Genomic DNA, 19,880 nt, shown 5'->3' with positions numbered 1-19,880 from the left:
CAAGGAACATTCCATGTTCGGCCGATTCATGCCCACGGAGGGCAAGTTCTTCGAATATTTCAACCAGCACGCCGACTGCGCGGTGACCGCCGCCCATGAACTGCAGGCCCTGGTCAACGACCTGCCCAACGCCGAGGCCCATGCCCGGCGCGTCCAGGCCACCGAAAAGAAGGCCGACCGGATCACGCACGACACCATCGACCTGCTGCACAAGACCTTCATCACGCCGCTGGACCGCGACGAGATCCACAAGCTCATCACGACCATGGACGACATCCTGGACCTGATGGAAGACGTGGCCGAGACCATCTCGCTGTACGACGTGACCAACCTGACCGACGAGGCGCTGCGCCTGGCCGCGATCTGCGTGCAGTGCTGCGACCAGGTCAAGATCGCCGTGGGCCTGCTCGAGGACATGGGCAATGCCAGCACCATCCTCAAGACCGCGCAGCAGATCGACCAGCTGGAATCCGAGGCCGACCGCGTGATGCGCTCGGCGATGTCCAAGCTGTTCCGCGACGAGACCGACGTCAAGCGCCTGATCAAGCTGAAGGCCATCTACGAGCAGCTCGAGACGATCACCGACAAGTGCGAGGACGTCGCCAACATCATCGAAGGCATCGTCCTGGAAAACGCCTGAGGCGGCAATCGGCATGCAGACCATACAAATGAGCCTGTGGGTGATCGCCTTGCTGGTGGCGCTGGCATTGCTGTTCGATTTCATGAACGGCTTCCACGACGCGGCCAACTCGATCGCGACGGTAGTGTCCACGGGCGTGCTCAAGCCGCACCATGCGGTGGCGATGGCGGCGATGTGCAACGTCGTCGCGATCTTCGTGTTCCACCTGAAGGTGGCCGCCACGGTCGGCACCGGGACCATCCAGGGCGGGGTCGTCGACCACTATGTCATCTTCGGCGCGCTGGTCGGGGCGATCGCGTGGAACGTCATCACCTGGTACTACGGGATTCCTTCGTCGTCGTCGCACGCGCTGATCGGCGGGCTGGTGGGCGCGGCGGTGGCCAAGGCCGGCACCGGCGCGCTGGTGGCCAGCGGGCTGCTGAAGACGGTGGCGTTCATCCTGGTGTCGCCTTTCCTCGGCTTCCTGCTGGGATCGCTGATGATGGTGATCGTCGGCTGGACCTTCTTCCGCACGCCGCCATCGCGCGTCGACCGCTGGTTCCGGCGGCTGCAGCTGGTATCGGCCTCGCTGTACAGCCTGGGGCATGGCGGCAATGATGCGCAGAAGACCATCGGCATCATCTGGATGCTGCTGATCGCCAGCGGCCATGTGCTGGCCGGCGATCCGCCGCCGACGTGGGTGATCGTCAGCTGCTACGTGGCCATTGGCATGGGCACGCTGTTCGGCGGCTGGCGCATCGTGCGCACCATGGGCCAGAAGATCACCAAGCTCAAGCCCGTGGGCGGGTTCTGCGCCGAGACCGGCGGTGCGCTGACGCTGTTCTTCGCCTCGGCACTGGGTGTGCCGGTGTCGACCACCCATACGATCACCGGCGCCATCGTCGGGGTCGGCTCGTCGCAGAAGATGTCGGCGGTGCGCTGGGGCGTGGCCGGCAATATCGTCTGGGCCTGGGTGCTGACGATTCCGGCATCGGCCTTCATGGCGGCGATCGCATGGTGGATCGGGCGCCATATCCTGTAACGCGGGATCGGGTGATCATGCAAAAAGCCAGGCAAAGTGCCTGGCTTTTTTGTTTGCCCGCGCCTCCGGAGGTCAGCGGTTGGCGAACGCGGCGATGGGGTCGTCGTCGTCGGGCAGCGGGGCGGGTTCCGGCACCGCGGGCGCCGGGGGTGGCGAGGGGACCGGTGTCGCCGGCGCCGGCGGCAGGTTGACCGCGCCGTCCACCACCCGCCGCGCGCCGTTGTAGCGCGAGGCCCAGTAGGGCTTGCTCATGTCTTCCAGCCGTACGGTGCCGCCGGACGACGGCGCGTGGACAAAGCGGTTCTGGCCGACGTAGATGCCGACATGCGAGTTGGCGCGTCCGGTGGTGTTGAAGAACACCAGGTCGCCCGAAGCGACTTCGCTGCGGGACAGCGAACTGCCGCGCGTGCCCATGGCTTCGGTGGTGCGCGGCAGGTTGACGTTGGCCGCGCGCGCGACCACATAGCGCACCAGGCCGCTGCAGTCGAAGCCGGCATCCGGCGTGTTGCCGCCGTAGCGGTATGGGGTGCCGACCAGCGACATCGCCTGGATCGAGATTTCCTCCAGGCCGGCGCTGGGATCGGTCATGGGCTTGCCGGGCGTGCGCGGCAAGCTGCCATGGCGAGAGGGTGGGGAGCTTGCACACGCCGCCAGCAGCAGCGCGGCGGCGCACAGCAGCGGCAGGCCGGCCCGGGTAATCGGGCGCGGCAGTGCAGAAGGACTGTGAGAACTACGGGTACGGCGCAATGGCATCGCTGGATTCCGGTCGCCGGCCTGCCGGCGCACCGGAATCCTTGGCGCTACCAGCGTAGCTGGGCGTTGCGCGTACCGGTGCTGACCTTGATGGACTTGGGCTGGCCCTTGTAACTGGCCTCGATATTGTAGCTGCCTTCGGGCGCACGTATCAGGCAGCGGGGGCCGGCGGCGCGGAAGGTTGCCACCTCTTGCTCGTCGCGGACCAGCCTGACCGCGACATCGGACAGGAACTCGCCCGCGGTACCCTGTGTGAACAGGATGCCGATATTGAAATCCTTTTCGCGCGCGGTCAGCGCCTGGCGCTCGTCTTCGGCGACACCGCCGCAGACATAGCTGACCGGGCCCATGGTTCGGATTACCAGATCGTCAGCCGCGGCGCGCGCGGCAGGCGCGCTGGTCAGGACCATGGCGGCGCCGATCAGCGCGGCCAGGCGGAGATGCTGTGGATTCATCGACGCCTCCAGTGGGATGCGGGACAACAAGCGGACGTGCGGACATCATAGCCGCATTGCGCTTGCCGCTCACGACAAGCGGGCCCGGGCCCCTTCCGCATGGAAGGGTGCCCGGGCCCGCTGTCCGCGTCAGAGCACGTCGCCGGCGTGGTCGGCCAGGCGCGAGCGCTCGCCGCGCGCCAGCGTGATATGGCCGCTGTGGCTCCAGCCCTTGAAGCGGTCGACCACGTAGGTCAGGCCCGACGAGCCTTCGGTCAGGTAGGGTGTATCGATCTGCGCGATATTCCCCAGGCAGATGATCTTGGTGCCCGGGCCGGCGCGCGTCACCAGCGTCTTCATCTGCTTGGGCGTGAGGTTTTGCGCCTCGTCGATGATGACGAACTTGTTGACGAAGGTGCGGCCGCGCATGAAGTTCATGCTCTTGACCTTGATGCGCGAGCGGATCAGCTCCTGGGTCGCGGCGCGGCCCCAGTCGCCGGCGCTGTCGTCGCTCTTCTGCAGGACTTCGAGGTTGTCGTCGAACGCGCCCATCCACGGTTGCATCTTCTCTTCCTCGGTGCCCGGCAGGAAGCCGATGTCCTCGCCCACCGGCACGGTCGCGCGGGTGACGATGATCTCGTTGTAGAGCTTCTGGTCCAGCACCTGCTCCAACCCGGCGGCGAGCGCCAGCAGCGTCTTGCCGGTGCCGGCCTGGCCCAGCAGCGTGACGAAGTCGATGTCCGGGTTCATCAGCAGGTTCAGGGCGAAGTTTTGCTCGCGGTTGCGCGCGGTCACGCTCCACACGTTGTTCTTGTGATGCGTGTAGTCCTTCAGGGTCTGCAGCAGCGCGGTCTTGCCGTTGATCTCCTTGACCTGCGCATAGAGCGGCAGGCTGCCATCGACCGGTTCCAGGTAGACGAACTGGTTGACCAGGAACGACGGCACCAGCGGTCCGGTGAGCCGGTAGAACATGGCGCCGGACTTGGGATCCTGCCAGCTTTCGACGCCCTTGCCATGCTTGGCCCAGAAGTCGCCGGGCAGCTGCATCACGCCTGCGTAGAGCAGGTCCTTGTCTTCCAGGACCTGGTCATTGAAGTAATCCTCGGCCGGCAGGCCCAGCGCGCGCGCCTTGATGCGCATGTTGATGTCTTTCGACACCAGCACGACCTGGCGCTCGGGGTATTGCTGCTGCAGCGCGCTGACCACGCCCAGGATCTGGTTGTCGGCCTTGCCCTGCGGCAGGCCTTCGGGCAGCTTGATGTCGTTCAGGCGCGTCTGGAAAAACAGCTTGCCCTGCGCGTCGCGATTGCCCAGACGTGCCAGCGGCAGGCCTTCGTCGAGCACGCCGTCGGTGCCGCCCACCAGCGAATCGAGCGTGCGGCTGACCATGCGCGCGTTGCGCGCGACTTCGCTCATGCCCTTCTTGTGGTTGTCCAGTTCTTCGAGCGTCATCATCGGCAGATAGATGTCGTGCTCCTCGAAGCGGAACAGCGAGGCCGGGTCGTGCATCAGCACGTTGGTGTCGAGCACGAACAGCTTGCTCGGGCCTTCGGCCTTGCGCGCGCGGCGCGTGGTGCCGGTCGACGGCTTGACCAGGCTCACCGGCGCGGCGGTAACGGCCGGCGTCGATACCGCCGGCGTCTCGGTGCTGCGGGCGCGGGTGCCGCCGGCGGCGCGGGCCTTGACTTCAGGCGCCTGTGTGTCGCCGGTTTCCAGCAATGCCACACGCTCGAGCGCCGGCACAGGTTTCTTGCCCTGTGTGGCGGCTTTGGCCTTAGGCACCGCGGAAACCGGAGCAAACTCGCTCGGGTCCAGCAATTGGGCAGGCTTGGCGGGCATGGTAGGCAGCGGCATGCTTGGCTTTCCTTTCAGGGGGACAAGAAGGGGGCGGGAATGTCCGGTCCGTGGTGCCGCGAGACGCCGGCTGACGCCGGCGTGTTCGGGACGGCGCGACGGACCCGGGCCGGGGCATGCATGCGCGAGGCACCCGGCGCGGACGGGCATGAGCCCGGACACGGCTGCAAACAAAAAAGCCGCCATGCCTGCGGAACAGGGTTGGCGGCTCTTTGGCGGACTGCCGACATGGCAGGTCCGCTACCGGCCTGTGGCGGGAAGCGCCTGGGCCGGGGAGTCGAAACAGCGTGGCATCCGGAATCTGAACTCATTACGGGCCAATGTATCCGAAGGCTTTGGGTTTGGCAATTGGGTTTCCCAACGTTTGCCACGGTGCGTCCGGATCGAATCCGTTACGGGCAATGCCGGCGCTGCGGCGAGGCTTCAGAGGCCGCGCACGATCTCCAGGACTTCGTCCACGTGGTTGGGCACCTTGATGCCGCGCAGCTCGTGTCGCAGGATGCCCTTGCCGTCGATGACAAAGGTGCTGCGCTCGATGCCGCGGTGCTCCTTGCCATACAGCTTTTTCATCTTGATGACATCGAACAATGTGCACACATTTTCGTCGGCATCGGAGATCAGTTCGAACGGCAGTTCGAGCTTGGCCTTGAAGTTCTCGTGCGAGCGCAGGCTGTCGCGCGAGATGCCGAATACCTGCACGCCGGCCTTCTCGAAATCCTCGTACTGGTCGCGGAAGTTCATCGCCTCCGTGGTGCAGCCCGGCGTGTTGTCCTTCGGATAGAAATACAGCACCACCGTCTTGCCGCGGTAGTCGGCCAGGCGGAAGGTGGCGTCGCCGGTCATGGGCGCGCTGAAGTCGGGGATGGCCTTGTTGAGACTGACGGTCATGCTTGTGGCTCCTTGGGGGAGGGGCAGGAGATCGGTGAGATCGTTGGAATCGGGACAGGGGCTGCCGCCTCAGCGCGAACAGATTGGGGCGCCTGCCGCGGACTTCAAGCGTGGCGCTGGCTCAACTTTTCCTGCGGGCGCGTCAGGCGGCCTCGGGTTCCAGCAGCAGCACCGCCGCCACCTTGCGGCCCTCGGCCATCAGGATGTTGTAGGTGCGGCACGCCGCCTGCATGTCCATGGCGTCGACGCCGACATGGCGGCGCGCCAGCGATGCGGTCAGGCGCGGGTGCGGAAAGCGCAACCGCGAGCCGGTACCGAGCAGCACCACTTCGGGTCCGAGTTCGGCCAGTTGCTCGAAGTGGGCGGATTCGAGGTCTTCGAAGCGGTCGACCGGCCAGGGCCGGACTTCGCCCTCCGGCATGACCAGCACCGAGTTGGTGTGGCGCACGAGGTTGATTTCGATATACCCGGGCCCGTAGGCCGTGACGGTGTTGAGCGACTGGGGCTGGTCGGCGTGGAGTTTCACTTGGGGATCTCGGCGGTGGCCGGCGCAGCCTGGCCGGCGGGTCCGCGGAGCGGAGAGCCGACGGGCCGGGCGGGCCATGGAAGGTTGACAGCGGGCAGGCGGCTGCGGTGCGCGCGGACGGCGCACGCTGCAATGCAAGAATCCCTGCCGAAGTCTGTCATAATCCGATAAATTATAGCTTTTGCCTCCCTGTCTGCCACGTTTGCGTTGCATCGCAGCGGACGGCGCCTCCGCATTCTTTCAGATTCTGTCAGATCGCCCCGATTCCCAGTCCGGTGCCGCCGACGCGGCACGCCACGCTTGCCCGACATCGCCGTGAAACCCATCCAGAAATCCAACAAACTCAATAATGTTTGCTACGACATCCGCGGGCCGGTGCTGGAGAAGGCCAAGCAGATGGAGGAAGAAGGGCACAAGATCATCAAGCTGAATATCGGCAACCTGGCCGTGTTCGGCTTCGATGCGCCGGAAGAAATCCAGCAGGACATGATGCGAAACCTGCCGAATTCGGCAGGTTATTCTGATTCGAAGGGCATTTTCGCCGCGCGCAAGGCGATCATGCACTATACCCAGCAAAAAAATATCGAAGGCGTCGGCCTGGACGATATCTATGTGGGCAACGGCGCCTCCGAACTGATCGTGATGGCGGTCAATGCGCTGCTCAATACCGGCGACGAAGTGCTGGTGCCGGCGCCGGACTACCCGCTGTGGACCGCCGCGGTCAGCCTGTCGGGCGGCACGCCGGTGCACTATATTTGCGACGAGGCCAACGAATGGATGCCCGATCCGGCCGATATCCGCGCGCGCATCACGCCGCATACCAAGGCCATCGTCATCATCAACCCGAACAACCCCACCGGGGCGCTGTATTCCGATGAACTGCTGCTCGAGATCGTCGCGATCGCGCGCGAGCATGGCCTGATCATCTTCGCCGACGAGATCTACGACAAGGTCCTGTACGACGGCAACACCCATACCTCGATCGCGTCGCTGTCTACCGACGTGCTGACGGTGACCTTCAACGGCTTGTCGAAGAACTACCGCTCGTGCGGCTACCGCGCCGGCTGGATGGTGGTGTCCGGCGACAAGCGCCCGGCCATCGACTACATCGAAGGCCTGAACATGCTGTCGTCGATGCGCCTGTGCGCCAACGTGCCGGGCCAGTGGGCGATCCAGACCGCGCTGGGCGGCTACCAGAGCATCAACGACCTGGTCGCCGAAGGCGGGCGCCTGCGCCGCCAGCGCGACCTGGCCTACGAACTGATCACCGCGATCCCGGGCGTGACCTGCGTCAAGCCCAAGGCGGCGCTGTACCTGTTCCCGAAGCTGGACCTGTCGATGTACCCGGTGCAGGACGACCAGGAGTTCATCTATGAACTGCTGCAGGAGTCCAAGGTGCTGCTGGTGCAGGGCTCCGGCTTCAACTGGGCCCGGCCTGACCATTTCCGCATCGTGTTCCTGCCGCACGAGGAAGACCTGCGCGAGGCCATCGGCCGCATCGCGCGCTTCCTCGAGGCTTACCGAAAACGCCACGGCAAGGCAGCGGCCTGATCCGGCCGCCGTGCCGCAACCCATCCTTAGCAACTCAGAAGATTGTCCATGAACCCCATCAAAGTTGGCCTGCTCGGCATCGGTACCGTCGGTAGCGGCACGTTCAACGTGCTCAAGCGCAATCAGGAAGAAATTCGTCGCCGCGCCGGCCGCGGCATCGAGATTGCCGTGGTGGCCGATCTCAACACCGAACGCGCGCGCGAACTGACCAACGGGGAAGTGGAGATCGTCAGCGACGCACACCAGGTGGTGACGCGTCCGGACATCGACATCGTCGTCGAACTGATCGGCGGCTACGGCATCGCGCGCGAACTGGTGCTCAAGGCGATCGAGAACGGCAAGCACGTGGTTACCGCCAACAAGGCGCTGCTGGCCGTGCATGGCAACGAGATTTTCGAAGCCGCGCGCAAGAAGGGCGTGATCGTTGCCTTCGAGGCCGCGGTCGCCGGTGGCATCCCCATCATCAAGGCGCTGCGCGAAGGCCTGACCGCCAACCGCATCCAGTGGATCGCCGGCATCATCAACGGCACCACCAACTTCATCCTGTCCGAGATGCGCGACAAGGGCCTCGATTTCGACGTGGTCCTGAAGGAAGCGCAGCAGCTGGGCTACGCCGAGGCCGACCCGACCTTCGACATCGAGGGTGTCGACGCCGCGCACAAGGTCACGCTGATGAGCGCGATCGCGTTCGGCATGCCGGTGCAGTTCGACAAGGCACACGTTGAAGGCATCACGAAGCTGTCGGCCACCGACATCAAGTACGCCGAGGAACTGGGCTACCGCATCAAGCTGCTGGGCATCACGCGCCGCCGCGACGACGGCGTGGAGCTGCGCGTGCATCCGACGCTGGTGCCGGCCACCCGCCTGATCGCCAATGTGGAAGGCGCGATGAATGCGGTGCTGGTGCAGGGCGACGCTGTCGGTGCCACGCTGTACTACGGCAAGGGCGCCGGCGCCGAGCCGACCGCCTCGGCGGTGATCGCCGACCTGGTCGACGTGACCCGCCTGCACACCGCCGACCCCGAGCACCGCGTGCCGCACCTGGCATTCCAGCCCGACGAGCTGTCGAGCGTGCCGGTGCTGCCGATCGAAGAAATCAACAGCTCGTACTACCTGCGCATGCGCGTGTCCGACGAGACTGGCGTGCTGGCCGAGATCACGCGCATCCTGGCCGAAGGCGGCATCTCGATCGACGCCATGCTGCAGAAGGAATCGCGCGAAGGCGAGCCGCAGACCGACATCATCATCCTGACCCACATCACGCGCGAGAAGCACGTCAACGCCGCCATCGCGAAGATCGAGGCACTGCCCACGGTGCTGTCCGCGGTGACGCGCCTGCGCATGGAAGAACTGAACTAAGGGCCGGACCGGACCATTGTCATGAAATACCAGTCGACCCGCGGCCACGAGATGCCGCAATCGTTTTCCGAGATCTTGCTGGGCGGCCTGGCGCCGGACGGCGGCCTGTACCTGCCCGCGCAGTATCCGCAGGTCACCGCCGACGAGCTGGAAGCGTGGCGCAAGCTGCCGTATGCCGACCTGGCCTACGAGATCCTGCGCAAGTTCTGCGACGACATTCCGGCCGAGGACCTGCGCGCGCTGACGCGCAAGACCTATACGCCGGAGGTGTACTGCAACGCGCGCGAGGGCGACAACACCGCCGACATCACGCCGCTGCGCACGCTGGGCGAGGAGGGTGGCACGAAGTTGCAGCTGCTGAGCCTGTCCAATGGCCCGACGCTGGCGTTCAAGGACATGGCGATGCAGCTGCTCGGCAACCTGTTCGAGTACGCGCTCGCCCGTGCCGGCCAGGAGCTGAACATCCTCGGCGCCACCTCCGGCGACACCGGCAGCGCTGCCGAATACGCGATGCGCGGCAAGCGCGGCATCCGCGTGTTCATGCTGAGCCCGCACCGCAAGATGAGCGCGTTCCAGACCGCGCAGATGTTCAGCCTGCAGGACCCGAACATCTTCAACATCGCCATCGACGGCGTGTTTGACGACGCCCAGGACATCGTCAAGGCGGTCTCGAACGACCACGCCTTCAAGGCGCGCCAGAAGATCGGCACGGTCAACTCGATCAACTGGGCACGCGTGGTGGCCCAGGTGGTGTACTACTTCAAGGGCTGGCTGCTGGCAACCGACGGTCCCGGCCAGAAGGTCTCGTTCTGCGTGCCGTCGGGCAACTTCGGCAACGTCTGCGCCGGCCATATCGCGCGCATGATGGGCCTGCCGATCGACAAGCTGGTGGTGGCCACCAACGAGAACGACGTGCTCGACGAGTTCTTCCGCACCGGTGCCTACCGCGTGCGCAAGTCGGCCGAGACTTACCACACCTCCAGCCCCAGCATGGACATCTCCAAGGCCTCGAACTTCGAGCGCTTCGTGTTCGACCTGCTGGGCCAGGACGCCGGCAAGCTGGCGGCACTGTTCCGCGACGTGGAGGAAAAGGGCGGCTTCGACCTGTCGGGCACGCCGGAATTCGACCGCATCCGCCAGTTCGGCTTTGTCTCGGGCCGCAGTACGCACCAGGACCGGCTGGCGACCATCCGCGACCTGTCGTCGCGCTATGGCATCACCATCGATACCCATACCGCCGACGGCATCAAGGTGGCGCGCGAGCACCTCCGCGCCGGCGTGCCTATGGTGGTGCTGGAAACCGCGCTGCCCGCCAAGTTCGCCGACACCATCCGCGAGGCGCTGGGCCACGAGCCGGAGCGCCCGGCGAAGTTCGAGGGCATCGAAAGCCTGCCGCAGCGCTTCGAGGTCATGCCGGCCGACGCCGCGCAGGTCAAGGCCTATATCGCCCGCCACACCGGCCTGTAAGCGCGCGCAGGCGCGGACATGGCTGCGGCGCCGCCGCGTGCCGGGTCCGGGCCAACTCGCTACAATCAGGCTGCGGGCCCGATCTCCGGCCCCCGGATTGCCAGCCCCGCGCGCGGGCGCGGGCAATGCGCGGGCCGTTTTTCGTGGGCCAACCCTTTCCCACATCGCACCATGACCCAAGCCGCAGCACCCTCCCGTCCCCCGATGCTGACCCTGGCCCAGGCGCTCGACGCGCTGCTTGGCGCCGCCCGTCCGCTGGCGCAGGCGGAATCCATCGACACGCTGGCCGCCAACGGCCGCGTGCTGGCCGCGCCGGTGACGAGCACGCTGCGCGTGCCGCCGGCCGACAATACCTCGATGGATGGCTACGCTTTGCGCGCCGCCGATGTGCCGGCTGCCGGCACCCGGCTGCGCGTGTCGCAACGGATTCCCGCGGGCCATGTCGGCACGGCGCTGGAGCCCGGTACCGCGGCGCGCATCTTCACCGGCGGGCTGATCCCGCCCGGCGCCGATGCCGTGGTGATGCAGGAGCAATGCACGGCCGAGGGCGAGGATGTGATCGTCAATCATGTGCCGCAGTCCGGCGAATGGGTGCGGCGCGCGGGCGAGGACATCGAAGCCGGCAGCGTGATCCTTCCCGCCGGCACGCGGCTGACGCCACAGGCGCTCGGGCTGGCCGCGTCGGTCGGCCAGGCGAAGCTCGACGTGGTACGCCGCGTGCGCGTCGCGGTGTTCTTCACCGGCGACGAGCTTGCCATGCCGGGCGAGCCCCTCAAGCCGGGCGCCATCTACAACTCCAACCGCTTCACGCTGCGCGGCCTGCTGGAAAACCTCGGCTGCGAGGTCAGCGACTTCGGCATCGTTCCCGATACGCTGGCCGCCACGCGCGAGACGCTGCGCCGTGCGGCGCAGGGGCATGACGTGATCATTACCTCGGGCGGCGTCTCGGTCGGCGAGGAAGACCATATCAAGCCCGCCGTCGAAGCCGAAGGCCGCCTCGACATGTGGCAGATCGCGATCAAGCCCGGCAAGCCGCTGGCGTTCGGGCAGGTCGGCAACGGCAGCGAGCCGGCGTTTTTCCTGGGGCTTCCGGGTAACCCGGTGTCCAGCTTCGTGACGTTCCTGCTGTTCGTGCGCCCGTTTATCCTGCGCTTGCAGGGCGTGGCCGACGTGGCGCCGCGGCGCTTGCCGCTGCGCGCCGATTTCGAGCTGAAGAAGGGCGACCGCCGCAACGAGTTCCTGCGCGCGCGGCTCAACGCCGAGGGCGGGCTCGACCTGTTCCCCAACCAGAGCTCGGGCGTGCTGACCTCGACGGTCTGGGGCGACGGCCTGATCGACAATCCGCCCAACCAGGCGATCGCGCGCGGCGATACCGTGCAGTTCATTCCGTTTGACGGCCTGCTCGCGTAGTCGGCCGGCATGACCTGATGCAGAAGGCAGCGATGATTATCGAACTCCGATTCTTTGCCAGCGTGCGCGAACAATTGGGCGTGTCCGCCGAGCGCGCCGAGGTGCCGCCGGAGGTGCGCACCGTCGGCGCGCTGCGCCAGTGGCTGCGCCAGCGCGGCGGCGCCTGGGCCGAGACCCTGGCCGAGGGCCGCGCGCTGCGCATGGCGGTCGACCACGCCGTGGCGCGCGCCGATACCGCGCTGGCGGATGGCTGCGAAGTCGCGTTTTTTCCCCCCGTGACCGGAGGCTGACATGAGCGTCAGGGTGCAGCGTGAGGATTTCGATCTCGGCGCGGAAGTCGCGGCGCTGCGCGCCGGCAATCCGCAGGTCGGCGCCGTGGCCAGCTTTATCGGCACCGTGCGCGACGTCAGCGAGGGCAGTGCCGTCAGCGCGATGGAGCTGGAGCACTACCCGGGCATGACCGAGAAGGCGCTGGCGCAGATCGAGGCGGCGGCGTGCGCACGCTGGGAGCTGCTGGGCGTCACCATCATCCATCGCGTCGGCCCGCTGCTGCCGCTGGACCAGATCGTGCTGGTCGCGGTCGCGTCGAAGCATCGGGGCAATGCGTTCGCGGCTTGCGAATTCATCATGGACTACCTCAAGTCCGAAGCGCCGTTCTGGAAGAAGGAAGAAACGCCGGAGGGCGCGCGCTGGGTCGATGCCCGGGTAACCGATGAAGACGCGCTGAAGCGCTGGGGCATCCAGTCGATCAACGCCAGCGGCGAGGACCAGCGCTGATGGGGCCGTTGGGGTTTGTCGCCGTCGGCGTAGGCGCCGCGGCGGGGGCCTGGCTGCGCTGGGGCTTCTCGGTGCTGTGGAATGCCATCAACCCGGCGATGCCGTACGGCACGCTCGCGGCCAACCTGCTGGGCGGCTACCTGATCGGGCTGGCGGTCGGCTTCTTCGATACCCATGCCGGGCTGCCGCCGGAATGGCGCCTGCTGGCCATCACCGGCTTCCTCGGCGGCCTGACCACGTTCTCGACCTTTTCGAGCGAAGTCGTGGCGAACCTGATCGCCGGTGACTACGGCTGGGCGGCGATGCACTTGCTGCTGCATCTCGGCGGATCATTGCTGCTGACCGCACTGGGTCTCTGGACCTACCGCATGCTGGCCTGATCGGCGTTCCGGACCAGCGCGAGCAGTGCGGCATTGAAAGCCTGTGCCTGCTCCATATGCGGGCTGTGGCCGGACCCGGCCACCACGCTGAACCCCGCCGCGGGCTGCAGGTCGTGCGTGGCGATACCCACCGACGGCGCATACAGGCGGCTGGCCTCGCCGTACAGGTGGAACAGCGGCAGGCGCGCCCCGCGCAGCGTGTCGCGGAAATCCTGCCGCGCCATGTCTTCCCACAAGCTGGCCAGCGCCGCGGCATCGCACTGCTGCGCCATGTGCGCGATGCGCTGCGTCGCTGCCGCGTCCGGGCACGTCCCCGCCGCCCACAAGCCCGATGCCACCGATGGCGCCAGCCGGGGCCAGTCGGCGCGCACGCGGCCTGCCATCTGCCGGGCGTGCGCCATGTCGTAGTGGCCGTGCAGCCCATGTGGCCAGCCCGGGCCGGTGGCCATCCGGGGCGTCATGTCGATGCTGCCGATCGCCGCGAGCGGCAGTTGCGGCTGGTCGCGCAGCAAGGCCCAGGCCACCAGCGCGCCCATCGACCAGCCAGCCACCACCACGTCAGCCAGTCCCAGGTGCCCGATCAACGCGGCCACGTCGCGCGCGAGCGCCGCCACGGTCGCGCCGGCGCGATGCCGCGACAGGCCGTGGCCGGCGTGATCCGGGGCGATCACGCGGAAGCCGGCCAGCGCCAGCGCGCGTTGTCCGTCAAAAGCGGCGCCGTTGACCGACCAGCCATGCAGCAGCAGCAGGGGCCGTCCCTGGCCGGCTTCGCGCCAGCCGGGCAGGGCGTCGCACGCCGGATGGACCTCAAACGGCGGCGCGGCGGGACTGGCGGGTAGCGGATCGGAAGCGTCCAACGGCGTGTCTCGGGTGGCGGGATGGGCAAGAGCGGCTCGGAATGCCGCCTGGGGGTGAGGGTGCTCCCTATTGACATCCCTGCTCCGCAATTTATACGATGAAACATGAATCAGATATCAGGTTTTGCCTGAATGTCGGTTCCGGGCGACGGCAGGTGTGAGGAGGCAGCTGTCGGCGCCGGCAATACAGGCAGCGGTCGGCATTTCCAAGACAAGGCGCGCAGCGCCACCGGAGACAAGATGTCCACCACCCAGACTGGCGACACCGGCATAGCCGACGTCGACGCCACCGGTCCCGCCGGCGGCATGGGCCCGCCCAAGACCGCGCGCGGGCAGAAGACACGCGAAGCGCTGCTGCGTGCCGCCGAGAAGGTGTTCGGCGAGAAGGGCTACTACGCCGCGTCGATCTCCGAGATCACGCAGGAAGCCAAGGTGGCGATGGGCACCTTCTACCTGTACTTCAAGGACAAGGAAGACATCTTCCGCGCGCTGGTCGGCCACATGCTGGAGCTTGTGCGCGCGCACCTGCGCAAGCACGTTGCCGCCGCGGAAACCCAGATGGAGGCCGAGCGCCTGGGCCTGAAGGCATTTCTCTCCTTCGTTTCCCGCCACAAGAACCTGTACCGGATCGTGCTGGATTCTTACTCGGTCGACGAGACCATCTACAGCAGCTATTTCCAGGTCTTCGCCGAGCTCTACAGCCGGCGCCTGACCCGCGCCGAAGAGCAGGGCGAGATCGTTCCCGGCGATGCCGAGGTGCGCGCCTGGTGCCTGATCGGCATCAGCAATTTTCTCGGCATGCGCTATGCGCGCTGGAAGCGTCCACCGTCGATGGAGAAGGTGGTCGACACTGCTTTCGACCTGATCGCGCACGGCCTGCAGCCGCGCCAGACGCGATAGGCCCGATTGCGCAGTACCGGCCCGCATGCGCCGCCAGCCGGCATGCCCAGCAGTTGCAGCAGGTTTCATCCCTACAAACACAAACGAGACCGAACCCAGGAGACCGCAATGCACCGCAACCCCCACGCCCTACGCGCCCTGGTCATGGCCGCCGCGCTGCTCGGCGCCGGCGCCGCGCTGGCCAAGGACATCCGCATCGCGCACGTCTATGACAAGACCGGCGCGCTCGAGGCCTATGCCAAGCAGACCCAGACCGGCCTGATGATGGGCCTGGAATACGCCACCAACGGCACCATGACCGTCAACGGCAACAAGCTGGTGGTGATTGAGAAAGACACCCAGGGCAAGCCGGACGTGGCCAAGGCGCAGCTGGCCGCGGCCTACAGCGACGACCGCGCCGACATCGCGGTGGGCCCGACCTCATCGGGCACGGCGCTGGCGATGCTGCCGGTGGCCGAGGAATACAAGAAGGTGCTGCTGGTCGAGCCCGCGGTGGCCGACTCCATCACCGGCGACAAGTGGAACCGCTATATCTTCCGCACCGGCCGCAATTCGTCGCAGGACGCGATTTCCAATGCCGTGGCGCTGGACAAGCCGGGGGTGCAGATCGCCACGCTGGCGCAGGACTATGCCTTCGGCCGCGACGGCGTCAAGGCCTTCAAGGGCGCGCTCAAGCACGCGAAGATCGTGCATGAGGAATACTTGCCGACCAATACCACCGACTTTACCGCGGGCGCGCAGCGGCTGTTCGATTCGCTCAAGGACAAGCCCGGCCGCAAGGTGATCTTCATCATCTGGGCCGGCGCCGGCAACCCGTTCAAGATCGCCGACCTGGATCCCAAGCGCTACGGCATCGAAATCGCCACCGGCGGCAACATCCTGCCCGCGATGGCCAGCTACAAGAACTTCCCGGGCATGGAAGGGGCCACGTACTACTACTTCGGCATTCCCAAGAACAAGGCCAACGAGTGGCTGGTGTCCAACCACTACAGCAAGTTCAAGGCACCGCCCGACTTCTTCACCGCCGGCGGCATGAGCGCGGGCATCGCGCTGGTGGAAGCGCTGAAGAAGACGCAGGGCGACACCGGCACCGACAAGCTGATCGCGGCGATGGAAGGGATGTCGTTCGACACGCCCAAGGGCAGGATGACCTTCCGCAAGGAAGACCACCAGGCGATGCAGTCGATGTACCACTTCAAGATCAAGGTCGATCCGGCCTTCGCCTGGGGCGTGCCGGAGCTCGTGCGCGAGATCAAGCCCGAGGAAATGAACGTGCCCGTGCGCAACCACCGCTGATGGACACGCCAGCCACTTTCGCGCGGGCCGCGCCGGCGCCGTCACAGCCGGCGGGCCAGCCCGCGGGCACGGCGGCCTCGGCGGCGCGGCCGCTGCTGGAAACGCGCGGCCTCACCATCCGCTTTGGCGGCCACGTCGCCGTCAATGCGGTGTCGTGCGCGTTCCGGCCCGGCGAGCTGACCTGCATCGTCGGCCCCAACGGCGCCGGCAAGACTACGTATTTCAACCTGATTTCGGGGCAGCTGACGCCTGGCGCCGGGCAGATCCTGCTCGATGGCGAGGACGTGACGCGCCTGCCGGTGTCGCAGAAGACCCGGCGCGGGATCGGCCGCGCCTTCCAGCTGACCAGCCTGTTCCCGCAGCTGTCGGTGCTGGAGAACGTGCGGCTGGCGGTGCAGGCGCGGCAGCAGCGCGGTATCGACCTGTTCTCGATGTGGTCGCGCCACCGCGACCTGCAGGCGCAGGCCATGGCCATCCTCGATCGCGTGGCGCTGGCCGGCAAGCGCCACCTGGCAGTGGCGTCGCTGCCGCACGGCGACCAGCGCAAGCTGGAGGTCGGCATCCTGCTCGCACTGCAGCCGCGCGTGTTCATGTTCGACGAGCCCACCGCGGGCATGAGCGTCGACGAAGTGCCGGTGATCCTGGACCTGATCCGCGAGATCCGGCAGGACCGCAGCAAGACCGTGCTGCTGGTCGAGCACAAGATGGACGTGGTGCGCTCGCTGGCCGACCGCATCATCGTGCTGCACAACGGCACGCTGGTGGCCGACGGCGACCCGGCCGAGGTGATCGCGTCGCCGGTGGTGCAGCAGGCTTACCTGGGCCTGCCGGAAGAGGAGGGCAGCCATGGCTGAGGCAAACGCGGCGGAGCCGATCCTGCGGCTGCAGGGCGTGCAGACGCATATCGGCCCGTACCACATCCTGCACGGCGTGAGCTTCGCCGTGCCGCGCGGCGGCGTGACCATGCTGCTGGGGCGCAACGGCGCCGGCAAGACCACCACGCTGCGCACCATCATGGGCCTGTGGCAGGCCAGCGCCGGCACCGTCAGCTTCGACGGCGCCGACATCACGCGCCACAGCACGCCGGCAATCGCGCAGGCCGGCATTGCCTACGTGCCTGAGAACATGAGCGTGTTCTCCGACCTGACCGTGGCCGAGAACATGCGCCTGGCCGCCCGCACCGGCGCCATCGACGAACGCCGGCTGGACTGGGTGTTCCGCATGTTCCCGGCGCTGAAGACGTTCTGGCACCAGCGCGCCGGCGTGCTGTCGGGCGGGCAGAAGCAGATGCTGTCGGTGGCGCGCGCCATCATCGAGCCGCGCCAGCTGCTGATTGTCGACGAGCCGACCAAGGGCCTGGCGCCGGCGATCATCCAGAACATGATCCATGTGTTCCGCGAACTGAAGCAGACCGAGGTGTCGATCCTGCTGGTGGAGCAGAACTTCCATATGGCGAAGTCGGTGGGGGATACGGTGGCGGTGATGGACGATGGCCGTACGGTGCATACCGGGACGATGGCGGCGCTGGCGGAGGACGAGGCATTGCAGCAGCAGCTGCTGGGGTTGTCGCTGGCGGCGCACCAGTAGGCCTTTGCAGTTGCGCAGGTTGGCGCCCAAGGCAGCACACAATCAGCACGAACAGACACATGACGACTTCATCCACCACCTTGCCGGCCGCAACCCCGGCCGCACCGCCCGGCGTCCGTCTCGACTGGACCCCGCTGGCGCTCGCGCCCTTGCTGATGCTGCTGGCCTTTCCGCTGGTCGGCAGCCCGTCGACCTGGCTGACGCTGACCATTGCCGGCCTGGCGATGGGGATGATCATCTTCGTGGTGTCGTCCGGACTGACGCTGGTGTTCGGCCTGATGGACGTGCTCAACTTCGGCCATGGCGCCTTTATCGCGCTGGGCGCCTATGTCGCGGCGTCGGTGCTGCTGCCGCTGGCTGGCTGGGTCGAGGCCGACAGCCTGGCGCTGAATCTGTCGGTCTTTGCCCTGGCGATCGCCGCGGCGATGGTGGCGGCCGGCGCGGTCGGGCTCTTCTTCGAACGCGTGGTGGTGCGTCCGGTCTACGGCCAGCACCTCAAGCAGATCCTGATCACGATGGGCGGCATGATTATCGCCGAGCAGCTGATCAAGGCGATTTGGGGCCCGGAAACCATTGCGCTGCAGGTGCCCACCACGTTCCGCGGCGCGGTGCTGCTGGGCGACGCGGCAATCGAAAAATACCGGCTGATCGCGATGGCGCTGGGGCTGGTGATCTTCATTGCCATGTTGCTGCTGCTCAACCGTACCCGCATCGGCCTGCTGATCCGCGCCGGGGTGGAGAACCGCGAGATGGTCGAGGCGCTGGGCTACCGGGTGCGCCGCCTGTTTGTCGGCGTGTTCGTCGCCGGGGCGGCGCTGGCAGGGCTGGGCGGGGTGCTGTGGGGGCTGTACCAGCAGAACATCACGGCGGCGATCGGCGCGCAGGTCAATGTGCTGATCTTCATCGTGATCATCATCGGCGGACTGGGCTCAACCACCGGCTGCTTTGTCGGGGCACTGCTGGTAGGGCTGATGGCGAACTACACCGGTTTCCTGTTCCCAAAGGTTGCGCTGTTCTCCAACATCCTGCTGATGATGCTGATCCTGCTGTGGCGCCCGCAAGGGCTGTTTCCGGTGGCGCGGCGCTGAGGGCAACGACCATGATCCGACTTCTTTCCGGCGACCTGCCGCGCAGCCGCGTGCTGACGGCGCTGCTGCTGCTGATCCTGGTGGCGCTGGCGTGCGCGCCGTTTGCGTTCCCCGGTGCGCGCGCGCTGAACATGGCGGCCAAGATCTGCATCTTCGTGGTGCTGGTGGCGAGCTACGACCTGCTGCTGGGCTATACCGGCATCGTCTCGTTCGCCCACACCATGTTCTTCGGCATCGGCGGCTATGGCGTGGCCATTGCCATGTCGCGCATGGAACCGGGCTGGGGCGCGTTGCTGGCCGGCACGGCCGGCGCGCTGGCGGTGTCGGCGCTGCTGGCCTTGCTGATCGGGCTGTTCTCGCTGCGGGTGCGGGCGATCTTCTTCGCCATGATCACGCTGGCGGTGGCCACTGCTTTCGCCACGCTGGTCTCGCAGCTGTCGGAGTGGACCGGCGGCGAGGACGGGCTGACCTTCAAGGTGCCCGAGGTGCTGCGTCCCGGCTTCATGCTGAGCGACGCCGAATGGCTGGGCGTGCCGCTGAGCGGCAAGCTGCTCAGCTACTACCTTGTGTTCGCCGGCGCGCTGGTGCTGTTCCTGGCGCTGCTGCGCATCGTCAACTCGCCGTTCGGCCGGGTGCTGCAGGCGATCCGCGAGAACGACTTCCGCGCCGAGGCGATCGGCTACCGTACCGTGGTGTACCGCACGGTGTCGACCGTGCTGTCGGCCATGTTCGCCACGCTGGCGGGCGTGCTGATGGCAGTCTGGTTGCGCTACAACGGGCCCGACACCTCGCTGTCGTTCGAGATCATGGTCGACATCCTGCTGATCGTGGTGATCGGCGGCATGGGCACGCTTTACGGCGCGGTGATCGGCACCGTGCTGTTCCTGGTGGCGCAGACCTACCTGCAGGACGTGATGAAGCTGGCCAGCGACGGCACCGCGGCGCTGCCGCTGCTGTCCGCACTGCTGCATCCGGACCGCTGGCTGCTTTGGCTGGGCCTGCTGTTCGTGCTGAGCGTCTATTATTTCCCGCAAGGCGTGGTGGGGCGGCTGCGCGGCAGCGGGCCGGTCCAGGACATCGCCAGCTGAGCGG

The 19,880-nt window shown here is 66.8% G+C and carries 21 protein-coding genes; 15 read left to right on the top strand and 6 right to left on the bottom strand.

What is annotated here, in order from left to right:
- Positions 1 to 13 precede the first annotated feature (13 nt).
- Together RALTA_RS08765 and RALTA_RS08760 are read left to right on the top strand one after the other, a co-directional pair.
- Positions 14 to 640, top strand: a complete 627-nt coding sequence (locus tag RALTA_RS08765; protein WP_010809517.1) for a DUF47 domain-containing protein — start codon at positions 14 to 16, stop codon at positions 638 to 640.
- A 13-nt stretch (positions 641 to 653) separates the two neighbouring features.
- Complete coding sequence (locus tag RALTA_RS08760; RefSeq protein ID WP_012353079.1) at positions 654 to 1,661, top strand: inorganic phosphate transporter; 1,008 nt, start codon at positions 654 to 656, stop codon at positions 1,659 to 1,661.
- Positions 1,662 to 1,733: 72 nt separating this feature from the next.
- On the opposite strand, the gene RALTA_RS08755 is transcribed toward RALTA_RS08760, so the two are convergent.
- From RALTA_RS08755 to RALTA_RS08735, 5 genes are all read right to left on the bottom strand, one after another.
- Positions 1,734 to 2,414 carry a C40 family peptidase gene (locus RALTA_RS08755; RefSeq protein ID WP_012353078.1) on the bottom strand — a complete coding sequence of 227 codons (681 nt, stop codon included), beginning with the start codon at positions 2,412 to 2,414 and terminating at the stop codon, positions 1,734 to 1,736.
- A gap of 47 nt (positions 2,415 to 2,461) precedes the next feature.
- Entirely contained in the window at positions 2,462 to 2,869 is a 408-nt protein-coding gene (locus RALTA_RS08750) for a hypothetical protein (protein WP_012353077.1), read from the bottom strand.
- 129 nt (positions 2,870 to 2,998) lie between these two features.
- Positions 2,999 to 4,702, bottom strand: a complete 1,704-nt coding sequence (locus RALTA_RS08745; protein ID WP_012353076.1) for a PhoH family protein — start codon at positions 4,700 to 4,702, stop codon at positions 2,999 to 3,001.
- A gap of 423 nt (positions 4,703 to 5,125) precedes the next feature.
- Positions 5,126 to 5,590: a peroxiredoxin gene (locus tag RALTA_RS08740; RefSeq protein ID WP_012353075.1), complete on the bottom strand. Its 465-nt coding sequence runs from the start codon at positions 5,588 to 5,590 to the stop codon at positions 5,126 to 5,128.
- Between the two features lie 142 nt (positions 5,591 to 5,732).
- A complete protein-coding gene (locus RALTA_RS08735) occupies positions 5,733 to 6,116 on the bottom strand; it encodes an Mth938-like domain-containing protein (protein WP_012353074.1) in 384 nt (127 codons plus the stop codon).
- 315 nt (positions 6,117 to 6,431) lie between these two features.
- On the opposite strand from RALTA_RS08735, the gene RALTA_RS08730 reads away from it, so the two are divergent.
- From RALTA_RS08730 to crcB, 7 genes are all read left to right on the top strand, one after another.
- Positions 6,432 to 7,667: a pyridoxal phosphate-dependent aminotransferase gene (locus tag RALTA_RS08730; protein ID WP_012353073.1), complete on the top strand. Its 1,236-nt coding sequence runs from the start codon at positions 6,432 to 6,434 to the stop codon at positions 7,665 to 7,667.
- Between the two features lie 48 nt (positions 7,668 to 7,715).
- Entirely contained in the window at positions 7,716 to 9,026 is a 1,311-nt protein-coding gene (locus RALTA_RS08725) for a homoserine dehydrogenase (protein ID WP_012353072.1), read from the top strand.
- Positions 9,027 to 9,047: 21 nt separating this feature from the next.
- Positions 9,048 to 10,493 carry a threonine synthase gene (gene thrC / locus RALTA_RS08720; protein WP_012353071.1) on the top strand — a complete coding sequence of 482 codons (1,446 nt, stop codon included), beginning with the start codon at positions 9,048 to 9,050 and terminating at the stop codon, positions 10,491 to 10,493.
- 171 nt (positions 10,494 to 10,664) lie between these two features.
- Positions 10,665 to 11,903: a molybdopterin molybdotransferase MoeA gene (locus RALTA_RS08715; protein ID WP_041232148.1), complete on the top strand. Its 1,239-nt coding sequence runs from the start codon at positions 10,665 to 10,667 to the stop codon at positions 11,901 to 11,903.
- A gap of 32 nt (positions 11,904 to 11,935) precedes the next feature.
- Entirely contained in the window at positions 11,936 to 12,193 is a 258-nt protein-coding gene (gene moaD, locus RALTA_RS08710) for a molybdopterin converting factor subunit 1 (RefSeq protein WP_012353069.1), read from the top strand.
- Position 12,194: 1 nt separating this feature from the next.
- Positions 12,195 to 12,680: a molybdopterin synthase catalytic subunit MoaE gene (gene moaE / locus RALTA_RS08705; protein ID WP_012353068.1), complete on the top strand. Its 486-nt coding sequence runs from the start codon at positions 12,195 to 12,197 to the stop codon at positions 12,678 to 12,680.
- Positions 12,680 to 13,060: a fluoride efflux transporter CrcB gene (crcB, locus tag RALTA_RS08700; protein ID WP_012353067.1), complete on the top strand. Its 381-nt coding sequence runs from the start codon at positions 12,680 to 12,682 to the stop codon at positions 13,058 to 13,060. Before moaE ends, crcB begins: the two co-directional genes overlap by 1 nt.
- Here the strand turns inward: crcB and RALTA_RS08695 are convergent.
- The gene (locus RALTA_RS08695; RefSeq protein WP_012353066.1) at positions 13,042 to 13,917 is read right to left on the bottom strand and encodes an alpha/beta fold hydrolase; all 876 of its coding nucleotides are present in this window, start codon (positions 13,915 to 13,917) and stop codon (positions 13,042 to 13,044) included. The two genes, crcB and RALTA_RS08695, sit on opposite strands and share 19 nt — an antisense overlap.
- Positions 13,918 to 14,157: 240 nt before the next feature.
- Here RALTA_RS08695 and RALTA_RS08690 point away from each other — a divergent pair, with 240 nt between their 5' ends.
- From RALTA_RS08690 to RALTA_RS08665, 6 genes are all read left to right on the top strand, one after another.
- The gene (locus tag RALTA_RS08690; RefSeq protein ID WP_012353065.1) at positions 14,158 to 14,817 is read left to right on the top strand and encodes a TetR/AcrR family transcriptional regulator; all 660 of its coding nucleotides are present in this window, start codon (positions 14,158 to 14,160) and stop codon (positions 14,815 to 14,817) included.
- 108 nt (positions 14,818 to 14,925) lie between these two features.
- The gene (locus RALTA_RS08685) at positions 14,926 to 16,113 is read left to right on the top strand and encodes a substrate-binding domain-containing protein (RefSeq protein WP_012353064.1); all 1,188 of its coding nucleotides are present in this window, start codon (positions 14,926 to 14,928) and stop codon (positions 16,111 to 16,113) included.
- A gap of 92 nt (positions 16,114 to 16,205) precedes the next feature.
- Positions 16,206 to 16,967, top strand: a complete 762-nt coding sequence (locus tag RALTA_RS08680) for an ABC transporter ATP-binding protein (protein WP_041232346.1) — start codon at positions 16,206 to 16,208, stop codon at positions 16,965 to 16,967.
- A complete protein-coding gene (locus RALTA_RS08675; RefSeq protein ID WP_012353062.1) occupies positions 16,960 to 17,700 on the top strand; it encodes a branched-chain amino acid ABC transporter ATP-binding protein in 741 nt (246 codons plus the stop codon). The genes RALTA_RS08680 and RALTA_RS08675 overlap by 8 nt, the downstream gene beginning before the upstream one ends.
- A gap of 59 nt (positions 17,701 to 17,759) precedes the next feature.
- A complete protein-coding gene (locus tag RALTA_RS08670) occupies positions 17,760 to 18,788 on the top strand; it encodes a branched-chain amino acid ABC transporter permease (RefSeq protein ID WP_012353061.1) in 1,029 nt (342 codons plus the stop codon).
- Between the two features lie 11 nt (positions 18,789 to 18,799).
- Positions 18,800 to 19,876 carry a branched-chain amino acid ABC transporter permease gene (locus tag RALTA_RS08665; RefSeq protein ID WP_012353060.1) on the top strand — a complete coding sequence of 359 codons (1,077 nt, stop codon included), beginning with the start codon at positions 18,800 to 18,802 and terminating at the stop codon, positions 19,874 to 19,876.
- Positions 19,877 to 19,880 lie beyond the last annotated feature (4 nt).

This window comes from Cupriavidus taiwanensis LMG 19424 (genome assembly GCF_000069785.1).
GTDB lineage: Bacteria > Pseudomonadota > Gammaproteobacteria > Burkholderiales > Burkholderiaceae > Cupriavidus > Cupriavidus taiwanensis.
The sequence above is the reverse complement of the archived record's forward strand: the minus strand, read 5'-3'. Positions and strand labels throughout refer to the sequence as shown.

What these genes read in the sequence shown, in the direction of transcription:
- RALTA_RS08725 (WP_012353072.1), top strand. Translation starts at nt 7,716, where the DNA reads ATGAACCCCATCAAAGTTGGCCTGCTCGGCATCGGTACCGTCGGTAGC.
- thrC (WP_012353071.1), top strand. Translation starts at nt 9,048, where the DNA reads ATGAAATACCAGTCGACCCGCGGCCACGAGATGCCGCAATCGTTTTCC.
- RALTA_RS08745 (WP_012353076.1), bottom strand. Translation starts at nt 4,702, where the DNA reads ATGCCGCTGCCTACCATGCCCGCCAAGCCTGCCCAATTGCTGGACCCG.
- RALTA_RS08755 (WP_012353078.1), bottom strand. Translation starts at nt 2,414, where the DNA reads ATGCCATTGCGCCGTACCCGTAGTTCTCACAGTCCTTCTGCACTGCCG.
- RALTA_RS08685 (WP_012353064.1), top strand. Translation starts at nt 14,926, where the DNA reads ATGCACCGCAACCCCCACGCCCTACGCGCCCTGGTCATGGCCGCCGCG.
- moaE (WP_012353068.1), top strand. Translation starts at nt 12,195, where the DNA reads ATGAGCGTCAGGGTGCAGCGTGAGGATTTCGATCTCGGCGCGGAAGTC.
- RALTA_RS08715 (WP_041232148.1), top strand. Translation starts at nt 10,665, where the DNA reads ATGACCCAAGCCGCAGCACCCTCCCGTCCCCCGATGCTGACCCTGGCC.
- RALTA_RS08750 (WP_012353077.1), bottom strand. Translation starts at nt 2,869, where the DNA reads ATGAATCCACAGCATCTCCGCCTGGCCGCGCTGATCGGCGCCGCCATG.
- RALTA_RS08665 (WP_012353060.1), top strand. Translation starts at nt 18,800, where the DNA reads ATGATCCGACTTCTTTCCGGCGACCTGCCGCGCAGCCGCGTGCTGACG.
- RALTA_RS08760 (WP_012353079.1), top strand. Translation starts at nt 654, where the DNA reads ATGCAGACCATACAAATGAGCCTGTGGGTGATCGCCTTGCTGGTGGCG.
- RALTA_RS08740 (WP_012353075.1), bottom strand. Translation starts at nt 5,590, where the DNA reads ATGACCGTCAGTCTCAACAAGGCCATCCCCGACTTCAGCGCGCCCATG.
- crcB (WP_012353067.1), top strand. Translation starts at nt 12,680, where the DNA reads ATGGGGCCGTTGGGGTTTGTCGCCGTCGGCGTAGGCGCCGCGGCGGGG.
- RALTA_RS08690 (WP_012353065.1), top strand. Translation starts at nt 14,158, where the DNA reads ATGTCCACCACCCAGACTGGCGACACCGGCATAGCCGACGTCGACGCC.
- RALTA_RS08675 (WP_012353062.1), top strand. Translation starts at nt 16,960, where the DNA reads ATGGCTGAGGCAAACGCGGCGGAGCCGATCCTGCGGCTGCAGGGCGTG.
- RALTA_RS08670 (WP_012353061.1), top strand. Translation starts at nt 17,760, where the DNA reads ATGACGACTTCATCCACCACCTTGCCGGCCGCAACCCCGGCCGCACCG.
- RALTA_RS08765 (WP_010809517.1), top strand. Translation starts at nt 14, where the DNA reads ATGTTCGGCCGATTCATGCCCACGGAGGGCAAGTTCTTCGAATATTTC.
- moaD (WP_012353069.1), top strand. Translation starts at nt 11,936, where the DNA reads ATGATTATCGAACTCCGATTCTTTGCCAGCGTGCGCGAACAATTGGGC.